The sequence below is a fragment of the Variovorax raffinosi genome, assembly GCF_051216615.1.
GTDB lineage: Bacteria > Pseudomonadota > Gammaproteobacteria > Burkholderiales > Burkholderiaceae_C > Variovorax.
Window position 1 is genome coordinate 382,650 of the sequence record NZ_JBPJZR010000003.1, and the last position, 18,481, is coordinate 401,130.

Consider the following 18,481-nt stretch of genomic DNA (forward strand, 5'->3'; position numbering starts at 1 on the left):
AAGCAACCCGCATGCCACCGCGCAAACCCGCGTCGGGGTGTGCGAAGTTGTTTCATCCATCCACCACATCGAGAGGCCCGCCATGCCCACCACCGTTCACCCCAAGCTCCGCGTTGCCGCCGTGCAGGCCGCGCCCGTGTTCCTCGACCTCGACGGCACCATCGACAAGACCATCGACCTCATGGCCCAGGCGGCGGGCCAGGGCGTGAAGCTCATCGCCTTTCCCGAGACCTGGGTGCCCGGCTACCCTTGGTGGATCTGGCTGGATTCGCCCGCCTGGGGCATGCAGTTCGTGCAGCGCTACCACGACAACTCGCTGGTGGTCGGCTCGGCGGAGTTCGACCGCATCAAGGAGGCTGCGCGCAAGCACCGGATCTGGGTGTCGCTCGGCTACAGCGAGAAGGCCGCGGGCAGCCTCTACATCGCGCAGGCGCTCATCGACGACCAGGGCAACACCGCGCAGACGCGCCGCAAGCTCAAGCCCACGCACGTGGAGCGCACCGTGTTCGGCGAAGGCGACGGCTCCGATCTCGCGGTGGTCGAGACGGCCATCGGCAATGTCGGCTCGCTCTCGTGCTGGGAGCACCTGCAGCCGCTCAGCAAGTACGCGATGTATGCGCAGAACGAGCAGATCCACTGCGGCGCATGGCCCAGCTTCTCGCTCTACCGCGGCGCGGCCTACGCGCTCGGGCCGGAGGTCAACAACGCGGCGAGCCAGATCTACGCGGCCGAGGGCCAGTGCTTCGTAATCGCGCCATGCGCCACCGTCTCGCAGGCGATGAGCGAGCTGATGTGCACCGATCCCGGCAAGCAGCAGATGCTGCGCACCGGCGGCGGCTACGCGCGCATCTACGCACCCGACGGCTCGCCGCTCGGCACGCCGCTGGCCGAAGACCAGGAAGGCCTGGTGATCGCCGACATCGACCTGGGCATGATCTCGCTCGCCAAGGCGGCGGCGGACCCGAGCGGCCACTACTCGCGGCCCGACGTCACACAGCTTCTGCTGAACAAGACACGCCGCGAGCCCGTGGTGCTGCAACGCACGGCCGAGCCCGAGAGCGGCGCGCCGGAAGCCGTGGCCGCGGGCACCGAGCCGCGCCTGCAGCTCGCCGCCTGACCGCCCGGAGCCCTGCCATGGAATCCGCCATCGCCGAGCACCTGAAATGCCCCCGCACGCGGCACCGCCGCGTCGAGGACGACTACACGCCGCCCTACCCCGTCTGGTCGGCCCGCGCGCCCACCTCGGTGACGCAGGTGGTGATGGGCTATTTCGGCGTGCAGTCGCGCGGCCCCGAGATGCAGGGCCGCGCCTGCGCCGCGCTGATGAAGATCGCGCGCGACTTCGCGCTGCCCGACGGCCCGGGCCACCACGACCTGACGCACCACGTGGATGCCGACGGCTTCGACAACATGATCGCCATCGCCTACTGGCACGACGCCGCGGCCTTCGCGCGCTGGAGCGCCACGCCCGCCGTCGATGCATGGTGGCGCTCCGACGAGCGGCTGAACGACGGCCTCGGCTACTTCCGCGAAATCGCCTCGCCTCGCGTCGAGCACTTCGAGACCATGTTCAACACGCCGGACCGCTTCGAGGGCGTCGGCGTCGTCATGGGCGCAGTCAGCGGCGAGCTGCAGGAGCACGGCTACTGGGGGTCGATGCGCGACCGCATTCCGCTTTCGCAGACCGATGCGCTGTCGCCCTCGGGCACGCGCGCCGTGGTGGCCGGCACGCCAGCGCCGGGCCAGCGCGTGCGCATCGCGGGCCACGAGAACATCGCGATGATCCGCTCCGGCCAGGAATGGACCGACACCACCGGCCAGGAACGCACGCTCTACCTCGAAGACATGGAACCGGTGCTGCGCGAAGGCATGGAGTTCCTGCGCGACCAGGGCTTGGGCATCGGCTGCTACAGCAACCGCTACATGCACCACCTCGACGCCAAGGGCGCGCCGCTGCAGAAGTCCTTCGGCCTGAGCTACTGGCGCTCGCTGGCCGACATGGAGCGCTGGGCCGAGTCGCACCCCACGCACGTCGCGATCTTCGGCAGCTTCATGCGCTACGTGCAGGCGCTGAATTTCCAGCTGCAGCTGCGCGTGTACCACGAGGTGTCGGTACTCAAGGCCGACGAGCAGGGCTACGAATACATCAACTGCCACGCGCGAAGCGGGCTCATGAACGGGCTGGCTTCGACATAGGAGAAATTCCACGCGCGGGATTGCCTTAGGATTCGCCCCCTGTTTCTCAAGGCCGCAAGGCAAGGACCCGACCATGTGGAGCGAACTCGAAAGCCTCGTCGAAGCCTCGATGCAGGAATGGCAAGTGCCCGGCCTCGCGCTGGCGGTGATACAGGACGGCGAGGTGGTGCTGCAGAAGGGCTACGGCGTGCGCGACACCGACACCGGCCTGCCCATGACCACCGACACGCAGTTCCTGCTGTGCTCGATCACCAAGTCGTTCACCGCGGCCGGCCTGGGCCTGCTGGTCGACGAACGCAAGCTCGACTGGGACCGCCCGGTGCGCGAGGTGATCCCCGAGTTCCGCCTGTACGACGCGGTGGCAACCGGACTGCTCACGGTGCGCGACCTGCTGTGCCACCACAGCGGCCTCCCGCGCCACGACTGGATCCACATGCCCGGCGACCTGAGCAACGCGCAGATGCTCGCGGCACTCAGGCATCTCGCGCCGAACAAGGAGCTACGCGACACCTTCCAGTACTCGAACCTGGGCTACCTCGTCGCGGGAATGATCACCGAGCGGATCAGCGGCCAGAGCTACGAAGAATTCACCACCGAGCGCCTGATGAGACCGCTGGGCTTCAACCACTTCGGCTTCTCCATCGAGGCGCTGGATGCCGCCGAAGACGGTGCGCGCCCGCATGCGATGGACGGCGATGCGCGCTACCGTACGCCGCTGTCGCCCATTCGCGCAACGCCCGCCGGCGGCATCAATACGTCGGTTGCCGACCTGGCGAAATGGGCGCGCTTTCTGATCGACGGCAAGGCGGACGGACGGCAGTTGCTCTCGGCGAAGTCGCTGCGCGAAATGACGACACCGCGCGTGCACATGGGCCGCTCCGAACATGCCGAGATCGGCGATTCGCACTACGGCCTGGGCCTCTTCTGCGAGCAATACCGCGGCGAACGCACGATCGCGCATTCGGGCTCCTGGGCCGGCTGGAGCACGCTCATGACGATGCTGCCCGAACGCCGCGCGGGCGTGGTGGTGCTGACGAACCGCGCACCGGGTGGCGCCACGCCCATCCTCACCTTCGCGGCGCTCGACCGCCTCTGCGGCCGCGAACCCGTCGACTGGTTCGGCAGGCTCGCACCCAAGCGCAGGCAGGCGGTCGAGCAGATCAAGCTCGACAAGAAGACCCGAGCGGAGGTGCGCCACGGCGACACGCTGCCCAGCCACGCGCTGGACGACTATGCGGGCGATTACGAACACCCGGCCTATGGGCGCATCCGCATCGACAGGGAAGCGGATGGCCTCGCGTGGCGCTGGCGTGGCATTGCGGAGAAGCTCGCGCATCGCCACTACGACGTCTTCGTCACCCCCGACCGGCCGACGCTGATGCATCCCAGCGACCACACCGTCACCTTCCGCTACGACCGGCACGGCCATATCGACCGCCTCGAAATCCCGTTCGAGCAGATGGTGGACGACATCGTGTTCCGCCGCGTCGCGGCCGGCGACGTGCTGGACCCCGCGTTCCGCCGGTTGTGTGCCGGCGACTACCTGCACGCCGGCCGCGTGATCGAGATCCGTCTCGACGCCCAGGGCGAACTCGCCATGACGATCCCGGGCCAGCCGACCTACCGCCTGCTTCCGGCCGATGGACGCCGGTTCAAAGTCGATACCCTGGAAGGCTTCGGCGTGGAGTTTCGCCGGGCGTCCCCGGATGCGGTGGACGCGCTGATCTTTCACGAGCCGCGCATCACTGCCATCGCGCCGAGGGTGGCCGGCACCTAGCCGGGAGGCTGCCCCCTATCGGCTCTTGGTGCAGAGCACGCGGCGCACCATGTCGTCGGCACTGCAGGCGTACCTGCCGCCCGGCGCGGTGGCCTGCCACTTGACGCTGGTGGCGCCCCGGTCGATGTTGCTCACCGTGACCTGCTCGGGCGTCACGTTGCCACCGATGGCCCGCGCCGTTTCGCGCTGCAGGTTGTCGCCGGTGCTCGCGCATCCCACGCAGACGAGCGCCGCTGCAATCGCGGCGCCTGAAAGACGGGAAAGTGCCGGCTTGCCGAATGGTCTGGTCATCATCTTCTTGCCCTCCTGGTTGACGGATTGCTGTGGTCGCGCTCGCGGGGCAGCGACGAAGTCATCGCAGCCCGCGTTCCGCGGTGGCCGTCCACGAGCGCACCTGAGCTTCGTACTCGCCCGGCCCCCATTTCTTGGAGGCGTTGAAATCGGACCCCACATAGTCGTTGCCGGCGCAGATCGGCAGCTTCTGCAGCTGGCATTGCCCCTTGCCGCTTTCGCGCACGCAGGCCGCCATGGCCTGGCGCACGGCTTGGCGCGGATCGGTGTCGACACCCTTGTAGGGGCGGTTCTGACGATCGAACGCAAAGCCCTGGCACGTGTCCTTGAAGAAACCGAGCGAGCGGCATGCGGTTCCGCTGCGCTCCTCGCAGAAGCGCAGCACACCCTCTTGCGCATCGCGCGCGCTGAGGTAGCCCGTGCCGCCGAACAGCGACTTGTTGTCTGCGGCGAGAACATGCGCGCCGTATTCGATGACCGGAACGATCGGCGGTGGGGGGATATCCCTGTAGCGCGGCGGCGGTGCCTCGGGGGCGTACTGCGGCTGCTGCGGGTATCCGCCGCCCCTGCTGTTCTCGATGTATTCGCGCGGAACGCACCCCGCGCCCGGAACGGTGGGCATGCCGGCCTGACATTGCGCCGCGGCAGAGCCGGCCATGCAGAGCATCCAGACCGCGACGATCGCGTGCATGACGCGTTGATTCATGGAGGGCCTCCCCCTGTTTTTTTCGAAGCGAGCAACTCGCCTTGAAATGCTAGCAGCGGGGCGGGGCGGGGACCAGTGCCGAAAGTAACGTACGGGCCCCTCGCAGTGGCAACTTTCGCAGTACTTCCCTAGGCAAACAGCCCCTTGTGCTCGGCGCGCAGCAGCGCCTTCTGCACCTTGCCCATGGTGTTGCGCGGCAACTCCGGCACCACGAAGCAGCGCTTGGGAATCTTGAAGTTCGCGAGCTTCGCCTTGAGATCCGCCACGATGGCATCGGCATCGATGACCGTGCCCGACTTGGCGATCACGATGGCCACGCCCACTTCGCCGAAGTCGGGGTGCGGCACGCCGATCACCGCGCTTTCGGCCACGCCGGCCATCTCGTTGATGTAGCCCTCGATCTCGGCCGGATAGACGTTGTAGCCGCCGCTGATGATCAGGTCCTTGCTGCGCCCGACGATGGTGATGTAGCCACGGCCATCGATCTTGCCCACGTCGCCGGTCTTGAAGAAGCCGTCGGCGGTGAACTCTTCCTTGGTCTTCTCGGGCATGCGCCAGTAGCCCGCGAAAACGTTGGGGCCGCTGACTTCGATGTTGCCGATCTCGTCAGTGGTGCAGTCGCGTCCGCTGTCGTCGCGCACGCGCAGTTGCACGCCGGGCAAGGCAAAGCCGACGGTGCCGCCGCGGCGCTCGCCCTGCGCGGGGCTGTAGGGGTTGGACGTGAGCATGGCGGTCTCGCTCATGCCGTAGCGTTCGAGGATCGTGTGGCCGGTGCGTTCGCGCCATTCGTCGAAGGTCTCGATCAGCAGCGGCGCCGAGCCCGCGATGAACAGGCGCATGTTGCGCACCGCCTCGCGCGTGAGGCCGGCTTCGGCCAGCAGCCGCACATAGAGCGTGGGCACGCCCATGAACACGGTGGCCTCGGGCAGCTTCTGCACGATGCGCTTGGGGTCGAACTTCGAGAACCACAGCATCTTGCTGCCGTTGAGCAGCGCGCCGTGCAGCGCCACAAAGAGGCCGTGCACGTGGAAGATGGGCAGCGCGTGGATCAGCACGTCGCCTTCGGTCCAGCCCCAGTAGTCTTTTAGCACCTGGGCATTCGACAGCAGGTTGCGGTGCGTGAGCATCGCGCCCTTGCTGCGGCCGGTGGTGCCGCTGGTGTAGAGGATCGCGGCCATGTCGTCGGGCTTGCGCTGCGCGATCTTGTGCTGGTCGCTGCACTGCGCGGCAACTTCAAGCAGCGTGCCGGTGCGGTCGTCGTCCAGCGTGAAGACGTGCCTGGTGCCGGCCGCATTCGCGATGGGGCCGACCCACGACGCATTGCGGCTGGTGCACACCACGACGGCGGGCTCGGCGTTGCCGATGAAGTATTCGATCTCGGCGCTCTGGTAGGCGGTGTTGAGCGGCAGGAACACATAGCCCGCACGCAGCGTGGCCAGGTACAGCAGCATCGCTTCGACCGATTTCTCGACCTGCACCGCGATGCGCGCGCCCTTCTCCAGTTTCAGCGCATCGAGCAGGTTGGCGATCATCGCGCTCGCGCGCTCGATGTCGCGCCACGAGTAGAAAAGGCCGTTGTCGGTTTCGACGGCGATGCTGTCGAGGTCGGAGGGAAAGGCCGCGCGCAGGGCGGCGAACAGGTTGGCGTTGGCAGGCGTCTTCATCGCTTCGTCTTTGAACGGGTACTTGATCAGAAATTCGGTGTGCGCTTGGCAAGGAAGGCGGCGATGCCTTCGCGGTGCTCGGCGGAATCGGCGTAGTCGTAGGCGGTGGCCAGCAGGCTGTGGGCCGAGGGTGCGCCGGCCCTCAATGCGGCGAAGGTCTTCTTGTGCAGGCGCGCGGTCTGCGGCGCCAGCGAGGCAACGCGCGTGGCGTGGGCCTGCACGGCGGCGGCGACTTCGTTGTCGGGCAGCACGTGCAGCAGAAAGCCCGCGTCGTACAGGCGCTGCGCGCCATGCACGCCGGCGGCCAGCAGCATGTCGCGCGCAAGCACGTCGCCGATGGCGCCATGCACCAGCGCGGCTTCGCGTGGGGCCATCGGAAAGCCGAGCTTGGCGATCGGTGCACCGAACTTCGCGGATGCGCCGGCCAGCCGGATGTCGCAGCAACTCGCGATCTCGATGCCGGCGCCCATGCAGGCGCCTTCGATCTGCGCGATCAGCGGCAGCGGGCAGTCGAGCATCGACTGCAACGCGGCCCAGACTTCGTTCTCGTGGAACTCGCGCAGGCTGGGTTCTTCGAAGCGGAACGACGGGTACTCGGAGATGTCGCCGCCCGCGCAGAACGCGCCGCCCTCGCCTTGCACGACGACGCAGCGCAAGCCGCTGTTGTTGCTGCTGCTGTCGTCGTCACCATTGCGAAGGCCGTCGAACACGGCGCGCAGCTCGCGCCACATCGCACGCGTCATGGCGTTCAGGCGCCCTGTGTTCGACAGCGTGACGACCGCGATGGCGCCCTCCCGGCGCAGCGAGATGCGACTGCCGCCCGTCATTCGATCCGGGCGCCCGAGGCCTTCACCACCGTGGCCCAGCGCTTTATCTCGGCATTCACGAAGCTGCCGTAGGCCGGGCCGGTCAGCGTCGGGATCTCCGAGCCGTTCTGCGCCCAGATGGCCTTGATGTCGTCGGCCGCCAGCACCTTCTGCATCTCGCCAATGATCTGCGGCTGCACGTCGGCCGGCGTGCGCTTCGGTGCCCACAGGCCATACCAGGTGGTCACGGTGTAGTCGGGCAGGCCGACTTCCGCGGCGCATGGTACGTCGGGGAATGCGGGGTTGCGCTTGGCGCCGGCCACCATCAGCGCCTTGATGCGGCCGCTCTTGATGTACTGGGCGGAGGAGCCGAGGCCGTCGAACATCAGGTCGACGTTGCCCGCGATCAGGTCCGCCAGCGCGGGCCCGGCGCCTCGGTAGGGAATGTGGGTGATGAAGGTGCCGGTCTGGATCTTGAACAGCTCGCCGGCCAGATGGTGCGAGGTGCCTGCACCGGCCGAGCCGTAGTTCAGCTTGCCGGGGTTGGCCTTGGCCAGCGCGATCAGTTCCTTGATGTTGGTGGCGGCCACGCGGCGCGGATTGACCACCACCACCTGCGGCACATTGGCCAGCAGCATCAGTGGCACGAAGTCTTTCTCGATGTCGTAGTCGAGCTTGGGATAGACAGAAGGCGCAATGGCGTGGTGCACCGCGCCCATGAACAGCGAGTAGCCATCGGCCGACGCCTTCGAAGCCACGCTGGCACCGAGCGTGCCGCCGGCGCCGCCACGGTTGTCGATGATCAGCGACTGGTTCGTGAGCCGCGAGAACTGGCCCGAGATCGGCCGCGCAAACGCGTCGGTGCCGCCGCCGGCCGGGAATGGCACGACCATCGTCACCGGCTTGGTCGGCCAGCCTTGTGCGCGCGCTGCGCCACAAAGAACGGCCGCACCGGCGGCAGCCACGCGCAAGACGTCGCGGCGTTGAAAGCTTGGGTTCATGTGTCTCATCTCCTGTCGTTGTGGATTTTGCCGCCCGATGCGGCCGCCGGTGTGTCTTCACCGGCTTCTGGCGCCCTGTCAGCCCTTTTTGAAGAACAGGCTTTCAATGTCTCCCGATACAGCCACCTTGCCGTCTGCCAGCCAGGCGCGATGCTTGTCCAGACGCTTGAGGTCGTAGAGGTAATTGACCATGAGCCCGTACGACTGCTTGTGCCCCTTGGGCGACGGATCGCCAGCCCAGTTCAGGCGTTCGACGCGCGCGCCGTTGCCCAGGTGAAAGCGCGCAACCGGGTCGGCCGGCGTGCCGTCGACCAGCGCACGGCCCAGATATTCGGCGGCGGCCTGCAGCAGCCATTGGCGCAGCGGCGACTTCGCATCGAAGGTGGCGGCTGCATCGACGGCGGCAAGCAGTCGCTCGGCCGTGGGCGGCAGCGAGCCGATGAGGCGGCCGATCTCGGCCCCGCGCTTTTCATCGAGGCGCGGCAGCAGGTCGGCCACATTCTTCGCGAGCCAGGTGCGAAAGCCCGGAATCGGCGACAGCGTGGCGAAGGTCTTCAGGCGCGGCAACTCGTCCTGCAGGGTCTCGACCACGCGCTTGATGAGCGAATCGCCGAAGCTCACGCCGCGCAGGCCGTTCTGCGTGTTGCTGATCGAATAGAAAATCGCGGTGGTGGTCCTGGCAGGCGGCACGGGCACGGCGGCCTCGTCGAGCAGCGGCGTGATGCCGTCGCTGATGCGCTCGACCAGCGCCACTTCGACAAAGATCAGCGGCTCGTTCGGCAGGCGCGGATGAAAGAAGCCGTAGCAGCGGCGGTCGCTGTCGTCGAGCCGGTTCTTCACGTCGGACCAGCTCTTGATGTCGTGCACGGCTTCGTAGCGAATGAGCTTTTCGATCAGCGAGGCCGGCGAATCCCAGTCGATGCGGCGCAGTTCGAGAAAAGCGACGTCGAACCAGGTGGAGAACAACTGCTCCAGCTCGGCATCGAGCGACAGCAGGCGCTTGTCGGCTTTCAGGCAAGGCAGCAGGTCGGCACGCAGGTCGACCAGGAAGCGCATGCCTTCGGGCTCGACCGCGAAGCGCTGCAGCAGGCGCATGCGCGGCGACACGAGTGCGCGGCGCAGGCGCAGTTCGGCCTGCCCTTCGTCGGGCGTGCCGACGGCGGCCTGGTGCTGGTCGCGCGCGGTCTTGAGCTTTTGTGCGTCGGCGGCGAAGTGCTCGCTCATCAGCGCCCAGTAGTCGCGGCGCTCTTCAGGCTGCGCGGCGGCGTAGGCCACGGCGATGGCGTGGGCACGGCGGCCGCCTTCGACCTCGCTCACGCGCGGATCGATCACCGCCTGCAGGTCGGCCAGCACGCGGCGCAGCGCACGCGGCGACAGCGCCTCGTCGGCCTTGCGCAGCGTGACCTGCAGGCGCTCGGCGGTCGAACGCGCGGCGGGCTTGGGCGCGTTCTTCGATGCGCTCTTCGCGGTGCTTTCGGGTGCCACGGGCACCTTGGACTTTTCGCCAGAACGCAGCCGCGCCTGGAACCATTCGGTCGCACTCATCGGGTCACTCCAATGCTTGGGGGTTGGGCATGCCGTGACGACGATCGAGCGTCATGGCATCACCCTGGATTTCTGTTGCTGCATGACTTCGCGCAGCGCCTCGCGCTGGCGCGTCATGTGCGTGCGCATGGCGGCATCGGCGCCTTCGCTGTCGCGCGCCTTCAGGGCCGCGAAGATGGCCAGGTGCTCGGACAGGCTCTGGTCGAGCCGGCCCGTCGCATGCAACTGCTGCAGCCGCGCGAGCTTGAGGATCTTGCGCAGGTCGCCGATGACCTGCGCCAGCCACTTGTTGTCGGCGAGCTTGATGATCGCCTCGTGAATGATGTGGTTGGTGGCGTAGTAGTCGTTGATGCGCCGTGCCTTGGCGTGGCGCACCAGGCGCTCGTGCAGCGCGTCGAGTTCATGCAGTTCGGCATTGCTCGCGTTACGGGCGGCCTCGTAAGCGCAGCGGCCTTCGAGCAGCGCGATGACGGGAAAGATTTCATCGAGGTCGCGCTCGGTGACCTCGTTGACGAAGCAGCCGCGCCTTGGCTCGTGCCGCAGCAGGCCTTCGGCGGTGAGCACCTTCAGTGCTTCGCGCAGTGGCGTGCGGGAGATGGAAAGCCGTTCGCACAGGGCCGTCTCGTCCACGAAGCTGCCGGGGGGCAGCGTGCCGTCGAAGATCTGCTCGCGCAGCGTGGCGGCGACTTCGTCGTGCAGGGAGTTGGGGACCAGGCGCATGGGAATTTGAAGCGATGACCTTGGGCGGCTCGGCGTAATTTCCTGTAATTACGCGTAATTGTGAGGACCACGGGCACGCAGCGCAAGTGCCGGGCGGCGGTTGCCCGGCCCGGAATTACCCTGAGAACTTCTTCATCACTATCTGTTTGGGGACACGCAAGCAGTCGTCGAGGTGCCGGTATTGCTGCTCAGTTTGTTTGGGGCGCGTGCGTTCGGGGTTCGGGTTCATTCGGGGCGAGTGCGAATGACACTGGGTGCTCCCCTCCGCGAATGTCCCCCGGGGCGCTGCGCGCCCCTCCTCCTTTATTTCGCTGCGGGGAACACCCAGCGTCATTCGCACAGAGCACGCTGCTGGTGATCCTGCGATCAACCACCGCCCTGTCCAGCGCTCGCGTCGATACGGGGCTCTTTTTCGCGAAATAAAGGAGGAGCGAAGCGGGGGACATTCGCGAAAAAGAGCACCGTGTCGGCGTGAGCGTCGCCCTGAACAGCAGCGCCCAAAAACAAAGGCGGCCTCAGGACAGGCCCTGAGAAACCGACGAACTCAGGCCCGAGCAGCGACAGTCTTCGTGCGGCCGAACCAGAACCACAGCGCGATGCCGGCAATCACCATCGGCACGCTGAGCCACTGCCCTTGGCTCAGGCTCAGTGCGCGCAGGCCGAGAAAATCGTCGGGCTCGCGGAAGTACTCGGCAAAGAAACGCAGCGCGCCATAGCCGATCAGGAACACCGCAGCCACCTGCCCCTGCTTGCGCTCCTTGCGCGCATAGAGCCACATGATCACGAACAGCAGCAGGCCTTCAAGCAGGAACTGATAGACCTGCGAGGGGTGGCGCGGCAGCATTGAGCCGCTCTGCGGAAACACCATGCCCCATGGCAGGTCGGGGCTGCTGAAGCGGCCCCAGAGTTCGCCGTTGATGAAGTTGCCCACGCGGCCCGCGGCCAGGCCGGTTGGAACGCAGGGTGCGACGAAGTCCATCACCTGCCAGAACGGCCGCGCCCGCGAATGCGAGAACCAGACCATCGCGCCGATCACGCCCAGCATGCCGCCGTGGAAGCTCATGCCGCCCTGCCACACGTACAAAATTTCGAGTGGATGCGTGAGATAGAACTCGGGCTTGTAGAACAGGCAGTAGCCGAGCCGGCCACCGACGATGACGCCCATCACGCCTAGAAAAAGAATGTCCTCGATGTCCTTGCGCTGCCAGGCACCCGCACCGACGAGCGAGCGGTACGGCTCATGTCGCAGCCGGCGCGTGCCGAGAAAGTAGAACAGCGCAAAGGCGGCCAGGTAGGTCAGGCCGTACCAGTGGATGGCCACCGGCCCCAGTTGCAGGGCGATGGGATTGATCTGCGGATACATGAGCATCCGCGGATTGTGCCCGGCCTGAATGTCGGGGCCGGCACGGGGACATTCAGGGCAATGTCAGCGCCCGAACTTCCACCACACGAGGCCCGCCACCACGGCCGGCACCGCGAAGATCAGCAGGAAGATCGGCAGCTCTTCGGCCACCGAATAGCCCGCCTTGATCACGCCCACGGCCATGTTGATGCCGGCGCCGATGAACCACGCCGGAATGAACCACTTGGCCGCCGTGGCAAGCGCCAGCGCGGAGCCGTCGCCCATGAAGCGACCGGCCAGAAGAAACACCACCAGCAGCACGAAGCCGCCGCCCATCACCATGATCGTGTGCATGTCGTTTGTCCTTCAGGCGGCATCTTGCCGGATCAGCGGGTGGTGTAGCCGCCGTTGGCGAAGATCGTCTGGCCCGTGATCCACCAGCCTTCGGTGACGAGAAAGCGCACGATGGGCGCGATGTCCTCGATGTCGGTCAAGCCCTTCTTCGAGTACTTGCTCAGCGCGGCGGCACTGCTGTGGTATTCGACGGCTTCCTTGCTTTCCTGGCCGTAGAAGAACGGCGTGTCCATGGGGCCCGGGCCGATCGCGTTGACCGAGATGCCGCGCTCGCCGAACTCCTTGGATGCCGCGCGCGTGAAGTGCTCCACTGCCGCCTTCGAGCCCGGGTAGATCGCATAGAACGGCGTGTAGGCCGCCAGCAGCGAACTCACGATCGACACGATGCTGCCGCCTTCGGCCAGGGTGCGGCCGGCCTGCTGGATGAAGAAGAAAGCCGCCTTGGCATTGGCGTCGAAGCTCTTGTCATAGTCGGCCTCGGTGACATCGAGGATCGGCTTCTTGATGACCACGCCAGCGGTGTTGATCGCGATGTCGACTTGCCCGAAGTGCTTGACGGCCTGGTCGAACAACTGGATGTTGTTCTGCACCACCGACAGGTCGCCCTGCACCAGCAGCGTGTCGGCGCCCTTGGCCTTGAGCGCGGCGGCGGTGGCTTCCGCGTCGGCGCGCGAGGCGTCGCTGTTGTAGTGAATGGCGATGCCGCGGGCGCCGCCATCGACCAGTTGGTGGCCGATCAGGGCACCGAGGTTCTTGCCACCGCCGGCGATGACGGCGACCTTGTTCTTGAGTGTGCGTGCGGACATGAATGGACTCCTTGAGGTGAGCTGAGGTGAATGTGTGACTGCGAGTTGGAGTCTATTGGTCGCCGATAGCCGGATAAATCAATGATCCAAGGCTAGACTGTTCAATAAATCACGAACAATCAGGCAAACAGCGAATGGACCGCATCGACCTCCTCCAGGTCTTCCTGCGCGTGGCCGAAACCGGCAGCTTCACGCGCGCCGCCGACCGGCTGGGCCTGCCGCGCGCCACCATCTCGACGGCCGTGCAGCAGCTCGAAACGCGGTTGGGCTCACGGCTGCTTCACCGCACCACGCGGCGCGTGAGCCTCACGCCCGATGGCGAAGTGATGCTGGAGCGGGCCCGCGCGCTGGTGGCCGACATGGAAGACATCGAGCAGCAGTTTCTGCCCGCGCACGGCCATGTGAGCGGACGGCTCAAGGTCGATGTGCCGAGCCGCATCGCGCGGCGGCTGATTGCGCCGGCGTTGCCGGGTTTCTTCGAGCGTTTTCCGGGCATCGAGCTGGAACTGGGTTCGAGCGACCGCGCGGTGGACCTCGTGCTCGAAGGCGTCGACTGCGCGCTGCGCGTCGGGCCGTTGGCGAGCAGCAGCCTTGTCGCGCGGCCGCTCGGGCATTTCACGCTGATCAATTGCGCGAGCCCGGCCTACCTGGCGCAACACGGCGCACCGCGCACGCCTGCGGATCTGCCGCAACACATCGCGGTCAACTACGCCTCGCCGACCAGCGGTCGCGCGGCGCCGTGGGAATGGCGGCGCGACGGTGAAACCCACACCTTGCGCCTGCGCAGCCAGGTGACGACCAACAACGCCGAGAGCTACATCGCCTGCGCACTGGCGGGGCTGGGCCTGATCCAGATTCCCGCCTACGACGTGCGCGAGCATCTGGCAGCCGGCGAACTGATCGAGGTGATGCCCGATGCGCGCGCCGAGCCGCTGCCGGTGCATCTGGTGTATCCGCACCGGCGCAACCTGTCGCGTCGGATGCAGGCCTTCGCGGGCTGGCTCGAAACGCTGCTGGCCGACTCGCTCAGCGCCTGATCGATCAGGTCTCCGCGTCTTGCGCGGTCAGCGCGCCTTCATATCCTTGCGGCCGTACGGGAGGCTCTTGACCAGCTTGAACTTGCCGTTGGCGAACTCGTAGAACGCGACCGTGTCCCCGCTGCCGCCTTCCGGCTGCTCAATGTTGAGGTCGCCCGCAAAGACCATCAGGCGGCTGGTGCGCTTGAAGATGAGCTCTTGCCCGTCTTCCTTCTCGAACTCGGGCTTCAGCGGGTACGCACTCGAGAGCACCACCGGCAGTTGGGTGGCACGCCCCGTGGTCGCGTCGATCACCGCGCCCATGTTGCATCCGCCGCTTCCGCAGCCCCAGCGCACCACGATGTAGCGGCCTGCGAAGTCCGGCTTGCTCGACTCGAGCGCGTTCCTGAGCCGGGTGCGGAAGAGCTTGGCGAATTCGCTGTCGATGACCAGTGCGTGGTTCGCTCCGGTGTAGGGCGCATCGGCCGGATAGTCCTTGAACTGCGGTGCCGCAGGCTGCGCCTGCACGGCCATTGCGCACAAGGCGGCCACTGCCAATGTGCAACGGACGATGAAAGAGGATGCGGTTTTCATGCGGTTCTTCTTCTCTTCTTCGAGCGCACCGACGCGGCGCCGACGCCGCCGTTTATAGCTTGAGCTCGCGCACGAACGCCACGAAGCGCGCGAGCGCCGGGTTGTTCGCCTCTTCGGGCCACACGAGGCTGGTTTCGCAGACGGGCAGCGCCGGTGCGCTGCGCCGCCGCGCGGCCGGCGCGAATTCCGCGGCGCGGCGATACACCACGCCCGCGCGCCGGAACTGCGTGACGCTCTCCGGCACCCAGGCCACGCCGATGCCGCCCGACACGAGGTTGACGATGGTCTGCATCTGGATGGCCTCTTGCGCGAGCTGAGGCACACGGCCCGCCGCGTGATAGAGCCCGAAGATCGCGTCATGCAGCGACGGCACGATGCGGCGCGGGAAGATCACCAGCGGCTCGGCCAGCACATCGGCCAGCAACAACTTCTGCGTGCGGGCCAGCGCATGCCGGGCCGGGAGCGCCAGCACCAGCGGCTCTTCGGACACGGCCAGCCGCGTCAATCCGGGCGGCGCCGCGCCGGGCGAATGCAGCATCAGCCCGGCATCGATCTCGCCGCGCGCAAAGGCTTCGAGCTGCACGTCGCCGGTGGCTTCGACCAGCTCCAGCGCCACCTCGGGACACAGCACGCGGAACTCGCGCACCCAGGCCGGCAACTGCTCGAAGCCGACGGTCGAAACGAAGGCGATGCGCACACGCCCCACCTGTCCCGCCGCTGCGGCACGAGCCCGCGCGGGCAGCGCCTGCGCGCGCGCCAGCAGCTCGCGAACGTCGGGCAGCAGCGCCTCGCCAGCGGGCGTGAGCGCCACGCGCCGGCGCGTGCGGTCGAACAGCACCACACCCAACGTCTTTTCAAGCTGGGCGATGGCTTGCGTCACCGGCGGCTGCGTCATGTGCAGCCGCAGCGCCGCCCGGCCGAAGTGCAGTTCTTCGGCCACGGCGACGAACTGGCGCCATGCGCGCAGGTCGATCAGGACTTCATTCATATGCCGAGCATATCAATCCATGCTTCAAATTGGATTGGAACCAATCAATCAGAAGTCCGATACTTGGCGCTCCCCTCGATCTCCCCACGACACAAGAGACACCATGGACACCAAGCCAATCCAGATCAATCGCCGCAGCGCCAACATCGTCGAAGGCAAGAGCCGCGCCCCCAACCGCTCGATGTTCTATGCCATGGGCTACGAAGAGAGCGACTTCAAGAAGCCGATGGTCGGCGTCGCCAACGGCCACAGCACCATCACGCCCTGCAACTCGGGCCTGCAGAAGCTGGCCGACGCGGCCATCGCGGGCATCGAGGAAGCCGGCGGCAACGCGCAGGTGTTCGGCACCCCCACCATTTCCGACGGCATGGCGATGGGCACCGAAGGCATGAAGTACTCGCTGGTGAGCCGCGAAGTCATCTCCGACTGCATCGAGACCTGCGTCGGCGGCCAGTGGATGGACGGCGTGCTGGTGGTCGGCGGCTGCGACAAGAACATGCCCGGCGGCCTGATGGGCATGCTGCGCGCCAACGTGCCGGCCATCTACGTGTACGGCGGCACGATCCTGCCGGGCCGCTACAAGGGGCAAGACCTGAACATCGTGAGCGTGTTCGAAGCCGTGGGCCAGAACGCCGCCGGCAACATGAGCGACGAAGACCTGCACGAGATCGAAAAGCGCGCCATTCCCGGCACGGGCTCGTGCGGCGGCATGTACACGGCCAACACGATGTCGAGCGCGTTCGAGGCGCTGGGCATCTCGCTGCCCTACTCGTCGACCATGGCGAACCCGCACGACGAAAAAGCCAACTCGGCCAAGGAATCGGCCAAGGTGCTGATCGAGGCGATCAAGAAAGACCTGAAGCCACGCGACATCGTGACCAAGAAGGCCATCGAGAACGCCGTGGCGGTCATCATGGCCACCGGCGGTTCGACCAACGCGGTGCTGCACTTCCTGGCGATCGCGCACGCAGCCGAAGTCGAATGGTCCATCGACGACTTCGAGCGCATGCGCAAGAAGGTGCCGGTGCTGTGCGACCTGAAGCCCTCGGGCAAGTACCTCGCGGTCGACCTGCACAAGGCCGGCGGCATTCCGCAAGTGATGAAGGTGCTGCTGAACGCGGGCCTGCTGCATGGCGACTGCATCACCATCAGCGGCCAGACGATCGCCGAAGTGCTCAAGGACGTGCCCGACGTGCCGCGCGCCGACCAGGACGTGATCCGCCCCATCGGCAAGCCGATGTACGACGAAGGCCACCTCGCGATCCTGAAGGGCAACCTGTCGCCTGAAGGCGCTGTCGCCAAGATCACCGGCCTGAAGAACCCGGTCATCACCGGCCCGGCGCGTGTGTTCGACGACGAGCAATCGGCGCTCAAGGCCATCCTGGACGGCAAGATCGTCGCGGGCGACGTGATGGTGCTGCGCTACCTCGGCCCCAAGGGCGGACCGGGCATGCCTGAAATGCTGGCACCTACCGGCGCACTCATCGGCGCGGGCCTGGGCGAAAGCGTGGGCCTCATCACCGACGGCCGCTTCTCGGGCGGCACCTGGGGCATGGTCGTGGGCCACGTGGCACCTGAAGCGGCGGCCGGCGGCACCATCGCGTTCGTGAACGAAGGCGACTCGATCACCATCGACGCGCACAAGCTGGTGCTTGAACTGAACGTGCCCGAAGCCGAGATCGCCAAGCGCCGCGAGGGCTGGAAGGCCCCTGCGCCGCGCTACACGCGTGGCGTGCAAGCGAAGTTCGCGTTCAACGCATCGAGCGCCAGCTCGGGCGCTGTGCTCGACAAGTTCTGATTACGCCATCATCCACGCGCCGTAGCCGAAGGCCAGAAACCCGAGGCCGACGATTGCGAGGATGCTGCGGAACTGGAAATCCGTCGCCGGTGGCAGGCTCTGCACGATGAAGTGCAGCAATGCCCCGGCGCCGATGGTCATGAAGCCCGCGCCGAACTGCTTCGCCGGGTTCGGGTCGGGATAGAAGAACACGAGCGCGAAGCCCGCGAGAAACACGAAGTTGGCGAGCACGGTGCCGCGCGTGCGCCAGCGTTGCTGCGCCGGCGTGGGCTCGCGCACCAACCGTCGCCCGTCCTGGTGGCGACTTTCCCGGATCGCCATGCCCATGAAGAACAGGCCGAACATCGTCGGGAATCCACCGAAGATGCCAAGCCCCCAGACGATGCCCCACATGTTCTGGAAATCGGCCACCAACGCCTGCGCCGGGTCGGCCTTGCTGTAGCGCACCTCCACCGGGTCGCCCCACTCCTTGTCGGCCAGGCCACCGCCCAGTCCCTTGACGCGGCGCTTCAATCCATCGGAAGCGGTGTATTCGACGATGGGCGCGCGCGTGACGATGGTGCGGCCGTTGCTGTCCTTGCTGCGTTCTTCCACGAACTCGACCAGGCTGCCCTGCACGCTGGCCGTGCCGGCAATCGACTGGTAGCGATGCCAGCCGACCGAGACCGCACCGTACAGGCCCGCGCAGCCGATCAACAGCGCACCGACGCCGACGCCCCAGAAAAAAGTCTTGAGCCACCCCACGAGCCCGCCGATGGCCGGCCCAACCAACAGCGAGAAGCCGAAGACGAGCAGTGCGCGGGTGGCGGCTTGGTCATCCATGGCGCACCTTCTTTCGGCATGGAGCGCGGGTTTGTCAGGCCGTTAAGGCGGCGCC

The 18,481-nt window shown here is 66.7% G+C and carries 18 protein-coding genes; 5 read left to right on the plus strand and 13 right to left on the minus strand.

The window, feature by feature from the left end; genetic code table 11:
• Positions 1 to 82 precede the first annotated feature (82 nt).
• The 3 genes from ACSFB7_RS12915 to ACSFB7_RS12925 all read left to right on the plus strand — a co-directional run bounded on the left by ACSFB7_RS12915 (position 83) and on the right by ACSFB7_RS12925 (position 3,973).
• Positions 83 to 1,117, plus strand: coding sequence for a carbon-nitrogen hydrolase family protein (locus ACSFB7_RS12915; RefSeq protein ID WP_435470614.1), 1,035 nt, complete (start codon positions 83 to 85; stop codon positions 1,115 to 1,117).
• A 17-nt stretch (positions 1,118 to 1,134) separates the two neighbouring features.
• Complete coding sequence (locus tag ACSFB7_RS12920; RefSeq protein ID WP_435470616.1) at positions 1,135 to 2,196, plus strand: phenylacetaldoxime dehydratase family protein; 1,062 nt, start codon at positions 1,135 to 1,137, stop codon at positions 2,194 to 2,196.
• A gap of 73 nt (positions 2,197 to 2,269) precedes the next feature.
• Complete coding sequence (locus tag ACSFB7_RS12925; RefSeq protein ID WP_435470618.1) at positions 2,270 to 3,973, plus strand: serine hydrolase; 1,704 nt, start codon at positions 2,270 to 2,272, stop codon at positions 3,971 to 3,973.
• Between the two features lie 15 nt (positions 3,974 to 3,988).
• Here the strand turns inward: ACSFB7_RS12925 and ACSFB7_RS12930 are convergent, their stop codons facing one another.
• The 10 genes from ACSFB7_RS12930 to ACSFB7_RS12975 form a co-directional block, all read right to left on the minus strand.
• The gene (locus ACSFB7_RS12930) at positions 3,989 to 4,267 is read right to left on the minus strand and encodes a hypothetical protein (RefSeq protein ID WP_435470619.1); all 279 of its coding nucleotides are present in this window, start codon (positions 4,265 to 4,267) and stop codon (positions 3,989 to 3,991) included.
• Between the two features lie 58 nt (positions 4,268 to 4,325).
• Positions 4,326 to 4,970, minus strand: coding sequence for a DUF4189 domain-containing protein (locus ACSFB7_RS12935; protein WP_435470621.1), 645 nt, complete (start codon positions 4,968 to 4,970; stop codon positions 4,326 to 4,328).
• A 128-nt stretch (positions 4,971 to 5,098) separates the two neighbouring features.
• Positions 5,099 to 6,634: a malonate--CoA ligase gene (locus tag ACSFB7_RS12940; protein ID WP_435470623.1), complete on the minus strand. Its 1,536-nt coding sequence runs from the start codon at positions 6,632 to 6,634 to the stop codon at positions 5,099 to 5,101.
• Positions 6,635 to 6,660: 26 nt separating this feature from the next.
• Positions 6,661 to 7,461, minus strand: coding sequence for an enoyl-CoA hydratase/isomerase family protein (locus ACSFB7_RS12945; RefSeq protein ID WP_435470625.1), 801 nt, complete (start codon positions 7,459 to 7,461; stop codon positions 6,661 to 6,663).
• The gene (locus tag ACSFB7_RS12950; protein ID WP_435470627.1) at positions 7,458 to 8,441 is read right to left on the minus strand and encodes a Bug family tripartite tricarboxylate transporter substrate binding protein; all 984 of its coding nucleotides are present in this window, start codon (positions 8,439 to 8,441) and stop codon (positions 7,458 to 7,460) included. The genes ACSFB7_RS12945 and ACSFB7_RS12950 overlap by 4 nt, the downstream gene beginning before the upstream one ends.
• 78 nt (positions 8,442 to 8,519) lie before the next feature.
• Positions 8,520 to 9,986, minus strand: coding sequence for a malonyl-CoA decarboxylase (locus ACSFB7_RS12955; protein WP_435470629.1), 1,467 nt, complete (start codon positions 9,984 to 9,986; stop codon positions 8,520 to 8,522).
• Positions 9,987 to 10,037: 51 nt separating this feature from the next.
• Positions 10,038 to 10,706: a GntR family transcriptional regulator gene (locus tag ACSFB7_RS12960; protein WP_435470631.1), complete on the minus strand. Its 669-nt coding sequence runs from the start codon at positions 10,704 to 10,706 to the stop codon at positions 10,038 to 10,040.
• 544 nt (positions 10,707 to 11,250) lie between these two features.
• Complete coding sequence (gene lgt, locus ACSFB7_RS12965) at positions 11,251 to 12,075, minus strand: prolipoprotein diacylglyceryl transferase (protein WP_187110689.1); 825 nt, start codon at positions 12,073 to 12,075, stop codon at positions 11,251 to 11,253.
• A 57-nt stretch (positions 12,076 to 12,132) separates the two neighbouring features.
• Positions 12,133 to 12,402: a hypothetical protein gene (locus ACSFB7_RS12970; RefSeq protein ID WP_435470633.1), complete on the minus strand. Its 270-nt coding sequence runs from the start codon at positions 12,400 to 12,402 to the stop codon at positions 12,133 to 12,135.
• A gap of 32 nt (positions 12,403 to 12,434) precedes the next feature.
• Positions 12,435 to 13,208 carry an SDR family oxidoreductase gene (locus tag ACSFB7_RS12975; protein ID WP_435470635.1) on the minus strand — a complete coding sequence of 258 codons (774 nt, stop codon included), beginning with the start codon at positions 13,206 to 13,208 and terminating at the stop codon, positions 12,435 to 12,437.
• Between the two features lie 134 nt (positions 13,209 to 13,342).
• Between ACSFB7_RS12975 and ACSFB7_RS12980 the strand changes: the two genes are divergently transcribed.
• On the plus strand, positions 13,343 to 14,245 hold the full coding sequence (locus ACSFB7_RS12980; RefSeq protein ID WP_435470637.1) for a LysR family transcriptional regulator: 903 nt from the start codon (positions 13,343 to 13,345) through the stop codon (positions 14,243 to 14,245).
• Between the two features lie 27 nt (positions 14,246 to 14,272).
• On the opposite strand, the gene ACSFB7_RS12985 is transcribed toward ACSFB7_RS12980, so the two are convergent.
• Complete coding sequence (locus ACSFB7_RS12985) at positions 14,273 to 14,818, minus strand: hypothetical protein (RefSeq protein ID WP_435470639.1); 546 nt, start codon at positions 14,816 to 14,818, stop codon at positions 14,273 to 14,275.
• Between the two features lie 52 nt (positions 14,819 to 14,870).
• Positions 14,871 to 15,806, minus strand: coding sequence for a LysR family transcriptional regulator (locus tag ACSFB7_RS12990; RefSeq protein WP_435470641.1), 936 nt, complete (start codon positions 15,804 to 15,806; stop codon positions 14,871 to 14,873).
• Between the two features lie 103 nt (positions 15,807 to 15,909).
• Here ACSFB7_RS12990 and ilvD point away from each other — a divergent pair, with 103 nt between their 5' ends.
• Complete coding sequence (gene ilvD / locus ACSFB7_RS12995) at positions 15,910 to 17,604, plus strand: dihydroxy-acid dehydratase (RefSeq protein ID WP_435470643.1); 1,695 nt, start codon at positions 15,910 to 15,912, stop codon at positions 17,602 to 17,604.
• Here ilvD and ACSFB7_RS13000 read toward each other — a convergent pair whose 3' ends face one another.
• Positions 17,605 to 18,426, minus strand: coding sequence for a DUF3592 domain-containing protein (locus ACSFB7_RS13000; RefSeq protein ID WP_435470645.1), 822 nt, complete (start codon positions 18,424 to 18,426; stop codon positions 17,605 to 17,607).
• Between the last annotated feature and the right edge of the window lie 55 nt (positions 18,427 to 18,481).